An 11,863-nucleotide genomic window follows, 5' to 3' on the forward strand; every position below is an offset into this window, starting at 1 on the left:
CGCCCGCGCCTACCGCGCCCGCGCCTACCGCGCCCGCGCCTACCGCGCCCGCGCCTACCGCGCCCGCGCATGCTGCGTCCGCGTCGGCGCCTGTGACGCCCGTTGATGCTGTGCCCGTCGTGCCTGAGGGGGCGGCGGAGGCTTCCGCGCAGGTCGCGGTGCCGTCGAGCGGGGCCGCCGAGCCGGAGCGGTCCGCCGCGCCGCCGAGGGACGCGTCCTCGTCGCAGCCGACGCCGATCGTAAACGTCAACGTGCACCTTCCGCCGACGCCGACGCCGACGCCGCGGCAGTCGCCGGCCCCGGTGCCGCCTCCGCCGCCGGTGCATCCGGTGCCGCCCGCTCCGCCGCGTCCGCCCGTCGCCGTGCCGCCGCCTCCGCCGCCCGCCGGGCTGGACGCCACCACGCACGCGCTGCACCTGGTCCTGACGGTGGTGACGTGCGGGCTCTGGATCCCCGTCTGGGTCGTGCACGCGGTCGTCGCGGGCAACCGCCGGGCCCCGCTGCCGCCCGTGCCGCCGCAGCCGTGGCAGCAGCCGGTCAGCGCCGAGCAGGCCAACCGCGCGGCCGTGCAGCACATGAACGCCCGCGCGCAGCGCCGCCGGGAGGCCCGCGCGCTCGCTCTCGGCAACCCGCTGATGGCCCGCGAGCTGCGGATCGGCCGCACCGACCTGCCGCCCGCGCAGCGGCCCTACGACGACGGCGGGCTGATCGACGTGAACGCCGTCCCGGCGCGGGAGCTGACGCGGTTCGGGTTGACGCCCGAGCAGGCGGAGAGGGCCGTGGAACTGCGCGAGGAGACCGGCGGGTTCAGCTCCGGCGAGGACCTGGCGGTCGTCTGCGACCTGCCGCCGAGGCTGGTGCCCGAACTGGTGGAATTCGGGCTCTACTTGCGCTGACCCGATCCCGAATACCGGCATGCGGGCGGGGTGTGTCCGGATACGATCCTGCCGTCCGTCCGAGCGCAGGAGAACGATGCCCGATCCGCCGGTTCCGCCGTCCCGCTGGGGCGATTCGCCGCCCTGGTGGCTGACCGCCGAGGCGCTGGACGACGTGCCGCCTCCGTCCGGCCCGACCGGCCCGACCGGTCCGTCCGGCCCGTCCGGTCCGTCCGGGGGAGGTGCGAAGCCGGAGACGGAGCCCCCGGCACCGGCGCCCGTGGCCGTCGCCGACGCGCCCCGGCCCCGTGCCGCCGAGACGGCGGCGGCGCTGCCACGGCGGAAGATCATGGTCCTCGGCGCGGTCGGCGGCCTCTGCGCCGCCGCGATCGCGGCGGCGGGCGGCGCGCTCCTGCTGGACGGCGGGAGCGGGAAGCCCGAGAAGCGGATCACCCTGGCCTCCCGGGCGGGCGGCCTGCACCGGGACGCGACCGATCCGGCCGCGAGCCCCGCCTACCCGTTCATCGCCGAGGCCGTACGGCGCGGGGGCGTCGGGCGGACGCGGCAGAAGTCGGCCGTCTACTCCGACGAAGCGCGCACCATCCTGTTCGTCGGGGGCTCGGCGTCGATCTCCGATCCCGACGCGTTCCTGGTGCGGGCGAAGCCGAACACCGTGCTGGCGTTCCGGCGCGTCGGCCGGGGCGTCTGCGGGACGTTCGCGGTGCTGTCGGCCGTGCATCCGTACTGCGCCTGGGCGACGTCCGGCTCGTACGGGTTCGTGGCGTCGAACGTCCCCGCGCCCGACGCGGACGACCTTGCGAAGCTCCTCCCGCGCATGCGCGGGGACCTGGAGCGCTAGGGCACGAAGAGGCGCTCGACATCGGCGTCCAGGACGTCCAGGAGCAGCCCGACGAAGTACACGGTGCCGACCGCCAGTAGGTGACGCCCGCGCGCCGCGAGGGCTTCCATGGACAGCTCAGCGGCGTCGAGGACGTCCCACGAGGACGGCAGCGGGCGCGTGAACCGCAGATGGGCCTGCGGCAGCCGGACGAACGTGACCGGCAGGCCGTCGAGCTCGGCGATCGCGCCGTCCAGGTCCTTGTGGTCGGGCAGGCAGACCAGGACGTGGTCGACCGTGCCCCAGCGGGCGCGGGCCGCCTCCACCGCCGCCGCGACGCCGGTCCGGTTGATCGCCGAGTCCGCCAGGACCTCGATGCCGTCCCGCTCGTGCGGAGAGAGGCGTCCGGGCAGGACGACCGTCCGCAGCACCTCCCGCAGCCGCGCGTCCGCGGGAGGACGCCCCAGCACCTCCGCCATACGGAGACCCGCCAACAAGCCGGTCCTCGCGTTGGCCCGGCCGAGCCCCGGCGGCAGCAGACCGTCCCAGGAGTCGTCCACAGCCACATCGACGTCACCGAAGGCATCCAGGACGGCCGTGACCTCGTCCGACTGCGGCGCCGAGACCACCGCGCGCGTCTCCGGGACGATCACCGCGGCCTTCTCGGCGGCGATCTCCTCGACGGTGTCGCCCAGGACGCCCACGTGCTCCGCGAAGATCGGTGTCACGGCGACGACGGTCGCCGGGAAGAGGCTGATCTCGTCGGAGCCGCCGCCCATCCCGGCCTCCAGCACCACCACGTCCGCGCCGACGTCGCGCGCGTGCACGAGCCCTGCCAGGGTGAACAGCCCGGCGGGGGAGAGGTAGCCGTCGGACGGCGGGGTCGGCGGGGGGAGCGTCTCCATGGCGGCGGCCAGCCGCGAGGCGAGGGACGCGAACTCGGCCGGGGAGAGGGCGCGTCCGTCCACCCGGATCCGGTCGCGGTTCGAGCGGTGCCCCGGGCTCATCACCGACACCACCCGGAGCCCCGCCGCCGCGAGCGTCGCGGCGGCGTACGTCGCGGCGGTCCCCTTGCCCTTGGAACCGACCACCGCGAGCACCGGAACGTCGCCCGGCGGCGAGCCCAGTGCCGGCGAGCCCAGTGCCTCCGCCAGCGCGCGGGCACGGACGACGGAACGCCGCGAGCCCGGCCTCCGGGCCGTCCACTCGCGGAAGAACACCTGATCAGCGGCCATCCGACGGAGGATATCCACAGGAGCGCGGGGGTGGACGGCCCTGCGGCGCGGCCCGAGTAGGCTTCCTGTGTCGGTGGAAACGGACCGCCGAGCAGGCACCGCTGAACAGGCAGGGAACCAAGACGTGAGTCAGGTGACGGGGCCGCCGGGCTACCGCGACACGATCGGCGCGATCATGAGCCGGGGGGTCGAGTGGGACATCGACCCCACCCTCGACCGGGTCCGCGACCTGGTGGACGTGCTGGGCCAGCCCCAGCGCGCCTATCCGGTGATCCACGTGGCGGGCACGAACGGCAAGTCCAGCACCGCGCGGCTGATCGAGGCGCTGCTGCGCGAGCGCGGCCTGCGCACCGGCCTGTACACCAGCCCCGAGCTGACCACCCTGCGCGAGCGCATCGCGATCGACGGCGAGCCGATCTCCGAGGAGCGGTTCGTCGAGGTCTACGAGGACGTCCGGCCCTACGTCGACCTCATCGACGCCCGCCTCGCCGAGGCGGCAGGCACGGGTGGGACGGGCGCGGGCACCCGGCTGTCGTTCTTCGAGGTGCTGACGGCGATGGCGTTCGCGGCCTTCGCCGACGCCCCGGTCGACGTGGCGGTCGTCGAGGTCGGCATGGGCGGCTCCTGGGACGCCACGAACGTCGCCGACGGGGACGTCGCCGTGATCACCCCCATCGGCCTGGACCACACCGCCTACCTGGGCGACACCGTCGAGGAGATCGCCGCCGAGAAGGCCGGGATCATCAAGCCCGGCCAGATCGTGGTGGTCGAGCAGCAGCCGCTGCCCGCCGCCGAGGTCCTGCTGCGCCGGATCGCCGAGGTCGGCTCCGTCGCGGCGCGCGAGGGCATCGAGTACGGCGTGGTGCACCGCGACGTGGCGGTCGGCGGCCAGATGATCACCGTGCGCGGGCTGCACGGCGAGTACGACGAGATCTTCCTGCCGCTGTTCGGCGAGCACCAGGCCAGCAACGCCGCGACCGCCCTCGCGGCGGTGGAAGCGTTCGCGTCCGGCGCGCCGACGCGCGGCGAGCACAACCTGGAGGCCGCCACCCGGATCGCCGCGGGCGACGACTACACCGGCGGCGGCGAGGGGCAGCTCGACCCGGCGCTGGTGCGCAGCGGCTTCGCCAAGTCGGCCTCGCCCGGCCGGCTGGAGGTCGCCCGCACCGGCCCGACCGTCCTGATCGACTCCTCGCACAACCCGGCCGGGATGGCCGCGACGGTCAACACGATCACCGAGTCGTTCGGCTTCACCCGGCTGGTCGGCGTGCTGGCGATCGCCTCCGACAAGGACGTCGCGGGCGTCCTCGACCAGCTCGAGCCCGTCCTCGCCGAGCTCGTGGTGACCGGCAACTCCTCGCCGCGCTCGCTCCCGCCGGAGGAGCTCGCCGAGATCGCCGAGGGCGCGTTCGGCCCGGAGCGGGTGCACGTCGTCGAGCGGCTCGACGACGCCATCGACCGCGCGATCGGCCTCGCGGAGGAGACCGGCGAGTACCGGGGCGCGGGCGTGCTGATCACGGGCTCGGTCGTCACCGCCGGCGAGGCGCGGACCCTGCTGCGCGTGGGAGCGGGCCGATGAACCCCGAACGGCGGCTGTACTCGACCGTCCTCGCGTGCGAGGCCATCGTCATCGGCCTGGCGATCCCGGTCGCGATCTCGGTGCAGAAGGTGGACGCCTCGGTCGCGGGCTGGGTCGGCGGCACGCTGGCGGTGCTGTGCCTGCTGGCCTGCGGCGTCATGGGCCGCCCGTGGGGCTTCGCGGTCGGCACGGTGCTGCAGGTGCTGGTGCTGCTGACCGGCTTCATGGTTCCCATGATGTTCATCCTCGGCGTGCTGTTCGGCGCGCTGTGGGGCACGGCGTTTTGGCTGGGTCGCCAGGCGGAAAAGGCTCGGGCGCGCTAAATTCCCGGGGGAAGGCACCCGAATTCCGTCCGCCGATCATTCGTCATGGCGAAATAGCGAACATTCTGGACATCATTCTCTGATGCGGCGGGCGGCCTTTCCGTAGGAGCAAGGCCGTGTCCTCCTCGAGCGAACCGCCACGCCGCCCGTCCCCGGACGATCGGCCCGTCGACCGCGTCCGCGCCACCCCTCCGGAAGCGGCCGACGGCCCCGTCCGCCCGGACGGCCCGACCGTGATCCTGCCGCCCGGCACTGCGGACGACGCGACGTCCGCCCCGCCCCCGGGCGGCGCGGCCGAGCCGGACGCACCCGGGTTTCGCGAGGTGGACGGCCCGGAGGCGGTGAACAGCGCCCGTCCCGACGGCCCGACGGTGGTCCTCTCCCCGGACGTCCTCCGGCCCGCCGCCCCGCCGCCGGACACCGCCCCGGGGCACCGTCCCTCACCGGAAGCCCCCGCGACCGCGAACGAGCCCACCGCCCGCCCGCCGGCCCCGGTCGACGAGCACCACGGCGCGCACAGTCGGCAAAGCCGGGAAAACGAACAGCGCCTTGTGGCCCCGCCGAGAAGCGAACTCGTTTGGCCCGACGCAACGGCGTCCGCCAGGCCGACCGCCGACGAAAACCAGAGCCGTTGGGAGACCGCCGAACCGGTTCGCCCGGACGGCCCGACCATGAGGCTCCCGGAGGAGTTCACCGGCCCCGACGCGCAGATCCCCGCGGCCCCGCCGCAGAGCAGCCCCAGGGAGCTCCGGCACTCGGACCCCACCGTCGCCTCGGGAAGCTGCTGCCCTCCCAGCCCGAACGCCACCACCCCGCCCCGAGACGAACCCAACGCCGCTCAGGGCCCGCACACACCGCCGCACCACGAGCCCGCTCACTCCGCGACCACCCCGCCGCTCCACGCGCGCCCGCCCGAACCCGAACCGTCACGAGGCGGCCTTCCGTACTCGAACTCGACGCTCGGCAGTCGTGGCCCCTCTGCTCCGCCGGGCGAAGCACACCGACACCCGGAAGATCCGCTCGCGGCCGATCCGTCGCCAGCAGGGCCGTTCGAGTCCGAACCGTCGCGAGGCGGCCTTCCGCACTCGACCCCGATGGTCGCCGGTCGCGGTCCTTCCGGGCCGCGGTCCGATGCATACCGACAGCCGGCAGATCCGCTCGCGGCTGAGCCGTCGCAAGCACATTCGGTCGAGCCGGAGCCGCCGCGGGACGGCCTTCCGCACCCGAATGTCGGCGGTGGCAGCCGTGATGCCTCGGTTCCGCCGCGCCAGGCACACCGACATGCGGGAGATCCGCTTGCGGCGGACGCGTCGCAAGCTCGGTCGTTCGAGGCTGGACCGTCGCGAAGCGGCTTTTCTCAGTCGACCCCGGCGGTCGGCAGTCCTGGTCCCTCGTGGGCGTCAGGCGAAGCAGAGCGTCACGCGGTAGATCCGGTCGCGACCGAGCCGCCGCACGGCGCGGGGCCGCAGACCGGGTCGCGGGGACACGATGCGCCGATAGCGCCTCGCCCGCCGTCCGCAGATCCTGGGATGGAGGAGCGGCCCTCGGCCGAGGCTCAGCCGCCCGTCCGGCTGCATGAAGACTCCAGGCATCAGCGAGTGCGTTCGGAGCCGTCCGGCCCGGCCGAGTGGGATCTTCCTCGACCGGATGGGCCGACAGGGCCGACCCGCGCCCCAGATCCCGGCGGGGATCGGCCGGAGCCCAATGGCCCCACCCGGCGTGACGTCCTTCAGGGGGCCGCCCCTCTGCCCGGCGCCACGCCGGAGGCGACCACCCAACCGCCGATGGTCGAGTGGCCGGGCGCTGAGTACCAGAACGCTCCGGCTCCGGATCCGCGGCGGTACTGGACGCAGCCCGCGGATTCCACGTGGGACGACCACTCAGGTACCGGGGGTTCGGTGGATGCTGGGGGGCCTCCGAGGGACGCGTCCGGGCACGCCATCCCATCTCAGGAGCCGAAGGCTGCGGCTTCTGCGTGGGACGAAGATCCGCGCGCAGGCGTCCCCGCACCCCTAGAGCTTTCGAGGGAAGAGAAGCACGCCGACGCATGGGACTTCCGCGACGCGGGAACCCGGTCGGATCGCGAGAGTGTCCCGGCGGACGAAGACGTGTGGCGTGGCGATGGCCGGGCGGCCGATTCCTCGGCGCCTGGGCGAGATCGGTCCGAGCCCGCCGGACCGACGCAGGATGACGTCCTGTGGTCCGAGGCGACGAGAGCTCCGGAAGGCGGACGTCATCGCGCCGATGTGCTGGCGCCCGCTGAAGCCCCGGAAAAGGGGGTTCGCAGTGGTGACGCGCCCGAAGCCCCTGGCTCGGGTACTCGCCCGCCCGGCAGCAGCGATCAGGACGGCGAGGGGTGGCGCAGCGGTGATGCGTTGTCGACTCGCGAGCCGTGGGGTGATCGCGCTGGGCCGCCGCGGGGAGACCTACCGCAGTCACGGACGGAAGGGCCGGCCTCGGAAGGCCGGGCTCGCTGGGCCGGTGTGCCGGAGCCTGCGGAGCTCCGCTGGCCGGACGGCCCTTGGGAGGGAACGGCAGAGCAGGATGTGCCGGTGCGTGCGGACGCGGACGGTTCCCCTCGGGGGGACGCTGGGCGCTCTGGAGGGACGTCCGGTCTGGCGCGCGGACGGACGGGGGAGGTGGCCAGGCCGCCGGAGGGTGGAGACGTCCGGGTGGGCGGCGCCGACGACGTCGCGTCGCCGGGGCGGGCCGACCCGGCTTCCCAAGGCGCAACGCCCGAAGAGGACCCGAGAGACAGTTCCGCGGACGTCGTCGAGCCGTCCCGAACCGCTCTGACCACCACGACGCCCGGCACGCCCGGTGGTGCGTCCGAGGACGAACCGGGGCCCCTGGAATGGACGGAGTTCCCGCGGCCCGTGGCGTGGGCGAAGACCGACCCGGTCGCGCCCCCGGTCTCGCGCGGACGGGACGTGGTGGCGACCCTCGGGGTGGTCGCCGTCGTCGTCGCGGCGGTCCCGGCGGCGGTTCTGGTGCTGCCCGACACGTCGGCCAACGTGGTGGACGAGGCGGCGCGGTCGCTCGGGCTGAGCTCGAGCGGCGTCGCCGACCTGCTGCGCGCGACCGGCCTGAGCGTCCCGGTGCTGCTGGCCGCGGTCCCGGTCGGGGCGGTCGCGGCGCGCCGGTTCGGGGCGCGGACGGTGCTCGCCCTCGGGGTCGCGCTGCTGGTGGCGGGCCTGCTCGCCGTCGGACGCGCCGACTCGGTCCCGCTCGTCGGGGCCGTCCGCGCGGTGCAGGGCGTCGGGGCGGGCCTGATCCTTCCCGCCACGCTCGTCCTCGCCTGGGAGCGCGGCGGACGGCTCGCCGCGTCGCTGTGGTCGGGGGCGCTCGTCGCGTCCCTGGTCGGTGCGATGCCGCTGGCGCTCGCCCGCGTCCCGCTGCCGGACGGCGCTCCCGGCGCCGGGCCCGTCATCGACTGGCGCACCGCGCTCGCGCCGTTCCCGTGGAGCACCGCCGTCCTGGTGATCGTCCTGCCGTTCTGCCTGGTCATGCGCGGACGGCGCGGACGCCTGCCCGCCCTGCGCAATCCCGAGCGCGGGCAGCTCGTCCTGCCGCTGGCCCCGGCCGCCGGCTTCGCGTTCATCGCCGTCGTCACCACCTACGGCTGGTCCCCGGGCGGACGGCTCGTCCTTGCGGCGCTGGCGCTGCTCGGCCTGGTCGGGCTCGCTTTCGTCGGCAGCCGGGACGCCACGGCGGGCAGCCCGCTGGGGGCCGCCGTCGTGCTGGTCACGACCGGGCTCCTGACCTACCCGGTCGCCGCGCCGCTCGCCGGGATCGCCGCCGTGGCCGCCCGCGACGGCGGCGACGCGTCCTACCGGACGTACCTCCCGTTCGCCGCGGGCGCCGGGGCCGCGCTGGTCGCCGCCGCGACCGCTGCGAGGCTGCCCCGGGACGCCGGACGGGTGGCGGTGCTCGCCGGGCACGCGCTGATGGTCCTTGCGACCCTGCCCGCGCTGTTCACCGCCGCCGCGCACGTCCCGGTCTCCGCGCACATCCCGGCCGTCGCGGCCGTCACGATGGCCGCGCTCGGCGCGGGAGCGGGCCTCGCGCTGGCGGTGTCGCTGCGGTACGCGGGCGTCGCCGCCGCGCTGTTCGGGCTGTCGCTGTGCTTCCCGGCGGTCCTCACCGGCCAGCTCGTGGTGCTGTCGCTCCAGGCGGGATGGCTGCGGCCCGCGCCGACGACCGCCGAGGCCCAGCTCGCCGCGCTGACCGACGGCTACCGCGCCTGGCTCGGAGCCGCCGCCGTCCTCGTCGTCCTGCTGGCCGTCGCCGGACGGGCCGCCGCGCCCGGACGCGCCCGGGCACGGGCGGCCCGCCGCGAGCCGGACCAGAGCGAGCCTCTCGGTACAGTTAGCACCGGGCGGTAAGCACTGGTGCCATGCCCGGCGCGGTCCGTGCCACTGACGACATCCCGTTTTCCCTGAGGAGAAACTCCGTGTCCGAGCGCACTCTTGTCCTGGTCAAGCCCGACGGCGTCCGCCGCGGCGTGGTGGGCGAGGTCATCTCGCGGATCGAGCGCAAGGGCCTGAAGCTCGTGGCGCTGGAGCTCAAGCACCTGGCCCGCGAGACCGCCGAGGCGCACTACGAGGAGCACAGCGAGAAGCCGTTCTTCGGCGACCTGGTCGACTTCATCACCGGCGGCCCGCTGGTCGCGATGGTCGTCGAGGGTCCGCGCGCCATCGAGGCGTTCCGCGCCCTGGCCGGCGCCACCGACCCGGTCTCGGCCGCGCCCGGCACCATCCGCGGCGACTTCGCCCTGGAGATCGGCGAGAACATCGTCCACGGCTCCGACTCCACCTACTCCGCGGACCGCGAGATCAAGCTGTTCTTCCCCGAGTTGGGCTGACCCGGCCGGGCGGAACGACCGCACCGGGCACGTCGCGGGACCACTCGTCGACACGCCCATCCGTGCCCCGGCGCGCTCGCCGCGCCGGGGCACACCGCAGCCCCCGCCACCGCGTCCCGCGCCACCGGATTCTCCCGGCACGCGCCACCGGAGTCTCCCGGCAGAGGCCTCTGCCGCCACCCGCCTCCCCGCTCCCGTCGCTCCCGGCCGCCCGGCGTCCCGGCTCCTGGCGTCTCCCGCCACCGCACGTCTCAAGCCTCGCCTCCCGCCCTCCTCGGCTCCCGATCACCGGCGTTCCAACCGTGGCACCTCTCGCGAGCCCGATCTCTGCGCCTCGCCTCCCCGCCCCCGTCGTCTCCCGCCACCCAGCTCCCGGTCACCGGCGTTCCAGCCGTGGCACCTCCCGCGACCCGCATATCCGCGCCTCGCATTCCCGCCACCGGCTTGTCCCCGCACCCGGGTTCCATGGACGCCGCGTCCGCAGCCGTCGCCCGTCATCGTCGCGAGCGCCCTCACCACCGGTTCGTCCCGGCATTGGGTTCGACCGACGTCGCGTCGTCGCCCCTCGCGGCGCGTCCGTCCCGCCGCGTTCTCGCTGTGCGTCTTCCGCGGTTGCAAGGTCGCGGTCGCGCTCGTGCGGTCATGCCCGACGCGGCCGGTGGCGTTTCGCCGGTTCGTAACGTGGGTAGACACGCGGGTCTGAATCATTCGGACGCGCGGGTGTTTTTCGCGTGACGTGCCTGGTCAGGGTGCGGAAACGGGGGTCGCGCCCCCGGCGGGGCGACCGCCCGGCGCCGCGCGGGCACGTTACGATGGGTGCGCCGCTCTGCACGCCCGACAAGCATGAAGGGCTCCCTTTCTTCATGGGTAACAAGCTGTCGTTCCTTGGCCGTGACATGGCGGTCGACCTTGGCACCGCGAACACGCTCGTGTACGTCCGCGGGCGCGGGATCGTGCTGAACGAGCCGTCCGTCGTGGCGATCAACACCAACACGGGCAAGATCGTCGCGGTGGGGATCGAGGCCAAGCGGATGATCGGCCGCACCCCGGGCAACATCGTCGCGGTCCGGCCGCTCAAGGACGGGGTCATCGCCGACTTCGACGTCACCGAGCGCATGCTGCGCTACTTCATCCAGAAGGTGCACAAGCGACGGCACTTCGCCAAGCCGCGGATCGTCGTGGCGGTGCCGTCCGGGATCACCGGGGTGGAGCAGCGCGCGGTCAAGGAGGCCGGTTACCAGGCCGGGGCCCGCCGCGTGTACATCATCGAGGAGCCCATGGCCGCCGCGATCGGCGCCGGGCTGCCCGTCTACGAGCCGACCGGCAACATGGTGGTCGACATCGGCGGCGGCACCACCGAGGTCGCCATCATCTCCCTCGGCGGGATCGTGACCAGCCAGTCCGTCCGCGTCGGCGGGGACGAGCTCGACCAGGCCATCATCAGCTTCTCCAAGAAGGAGTACTCGCTGATGCTCGGCGAGCGCACCGCCGAGGAGATCAAGATGGCGATCGGCTCGGCCTACCCGGGCGGCGACGAGGAGCCGCACGCCGAGATACGGGGCCGCGACCTGGTGTCCGGACTGCCGAAGACCGTGGTGATCTCCGCCGAGGAGGTGCGCCGCGCGATCGAGGAGCCGGTCAACGCGATCGTGGACGCGGTGAAGACCACGCTCGACAAGTGCCCGCCCGAGCTGTCCGGCGACATCATGGACCGCGGCATCGCCCTCACCGGCGGCGGCGCGCTGCTCAAGCACCTGGACGAGCGGATCCGGGAGGAGACCGGCATGCCGATCCACCTGGTGGACAACCCGCTCGACTCGGTCGTGCTGGGCACCGGCAAGACCGTCGAGGACTTCGACTCGCTGCGCCAGGTGCTGGTACCGGAGTCGCGGCACTGATCTCCTAGGACGATGGGACGGGAGGTCCGCGGGTGAACGACACCCGGCGCAGCCGCACGGTGCTGGGGGCGCTGCTGGTGGTGGCGCTCGTCATGATCACGGTCGACTACCGGGGCGGCGGCTCCTCGCCGCTGCGCGCCCTGCGCGGCATGGGCGAGGCGGTGTTCGGCCCGGTCGAGCGCGCCTCGGCCGCCGTGGTCCGGCCGGTCGGCAACGCCGTCGACGCCGTCACCGACGCGCCCGGCGCGCGC

The 11,863-nt window shown here is 74.4% G+C and carries 8 protein-coding genes and 1 pseudogene; 8 read left to right on the forward strand and 1 reads right to left on the reverse strand.

Annotated features, from left to right (window positions below; genetic code table 11):
* The first annotated feature begins 329 nt into the window (after window positions 1-329).
* Entirely contained in the window at window positions 330-896 is a 567-nt protein-coding gene (locus tag DZF91_RS34515) for a ComEA family DNA-binding protein (RefSeq protein ID WP_235834773.1), read from the forward strand.
* 76 nt (window positions 897-972) lie between these two features.
* The gene (locus DZF91_RS41415; protein ID WP_199487095.1) at window positions 973-1,734 is read left to right on the forward strand and encodes a hypothetical protein; all 762 of its coding nucleotides are present in this window, start codon (window positions 973-975) and stop codon (window positions 1,732-1,734) included.
* On the opposite strand, the gene DZF91_RS34525 is transcribed toward DZF91_RS41415, so the two are convergent.
* Window positions 1,731-2,948: a folylpolyglutamate synthase/dihydrofolate synthase family protein gene (locus DZF91_RS34525; protein ID WP_117361241.1), complete on the reverse strand. Its 1,218-nt coding sequence runs from the start codon at window positions 2,946-2,948 to the stop codon at window positions 1,731-1,733. The two genes, DZF91_RS41415 and DZF91_RS34525, sit on opposite strands and share 4 nt — an antisense overlap.
* Before the next feature lie 175 nt (window positions 2,949-3,123).
* On the opposite strand from DZF91_RS34525, the gene DZF91_RS34530 reads away from it, so the two are divergent.
* From DZF91_RS34530 to DZF91_RS34555, 6 genes and pseudogenes are all read left to right on the forward strand, one after another.
* Window positions 3,124-4,527, forward strand: a complete 1,404-nt coding sequence (locus DZF91_RS34530) for a bifunctional folylpolyglutamate synthase/dihydrofolate synthase (RefSeq protein ID WP_117361247.1) — start codon at window positions 3,124-3,126, stop codon at window positions 4,525-4,527.
* A complete protein-coding gene (locus tag DZF91_RS34535; RefSeq protein WP_117361242.1) occupies window positions 4,524-4,850 on the forward strand; it encodes a DUF4233 domain-containing protein in 327 nt (108 codons plus the stop codon). Before DZF91_RS34530 ends, DZF91_RS34535 begins: the two co-directional genes overlap by 4 nt.
* A 2,876-nt stretch (window positions 4,851-7,726) precedes the next feature.
* Window positions 7,727-9,235 (forward strand): hypothetical protein, encoded by a 1,509-nt coding sequence (locus tag DZF91_RS34540; protein WP_117361243.1) that lies wholly within the window; start codon window positions 7,727-7,729, stop codon window positions 9,233-9,235.
* A gap of 68 nt (window positions 9,236-9,303) precedes the next feature.
* Window positions 9,304-9,714, forward strand: coding sequence for a nucleoside-diphosphate kinase (gene ndk, locus DZF91_RS34545; protein ID WP_117361244.1), 411 nt, complete (start codon window positions 9,304-9,306; stop codon window positions 9,712-9,714).
* A gap of 863 nt (window positions 9,715-10,577) precedes the next feature.
* On the forward strand, window positions 10,578-11,612 hold the full coding sequence (locus DZF91_RS34550) for a rod shape-determining protein (RefSeq protein ID WP_117361245.1): 1,035 nt from the start codon (window positions 10,578-10,580) through the stop codon (window positions 11,610-11,612).
* Between the two features lie 32 nt (window positions 11,613-11,644).
* Window positions 11,645-11,863, forward strand: a pseudogene (locus DZF91_RS34555) (rod shape-determining protein MreC); the annotation flags it as partial.

It is taken from the genome of Actinomadura logoneensis (assembly GCF_003428695.1).
Taxonomy (GTDB): Bacteria; Actinomycetota; Actinomycetes; order Streptosporangiales; family Streptosporangiaceae; genus Spirillospora; species Spirillospora logoneensis.

Excerpts from the sequence above, each read along its gene's own strand:
- DZF91_RS41415 (WP_199487095.1), top strand. The coding sequence starts at position 973 with ATGCCCGATCCGCCGGTTCCGCCGTCCCGCTGGGGCGATTCGCCGCCC.
- DZF91_RS34525 (WP_117361241.1), bottom strand. The coding sequence starts at position 2,948 with ATGGCCGCTGATCAGGTGTTCTTCCGCGAGTGGACGGCCCGGAGGCCG.
- DZF91_RS34530 (WP_117361247.1), top strand. The coding sequence starts at position 3,124 with ATGAGCCGGGGGGTCGAGTGGGACATCGACCCCACCCTCGACCGGGTC.
- DZF91_RS34535 (WP_117361242.1), top strand. The coding sequence starts at position 4,524 with ATGAACCCCGAACGGCGGCTGTACTCGACCGTCCTCGCGTGCGAGGCC.
- DZF91_RS34550 (WP_117361245.1), top strand. The coding sequence starts at position 10,578 with ATGGGTAACAAGCTGTCGTTCCTTGGCCGTGACATGGCGGTCGACCTT.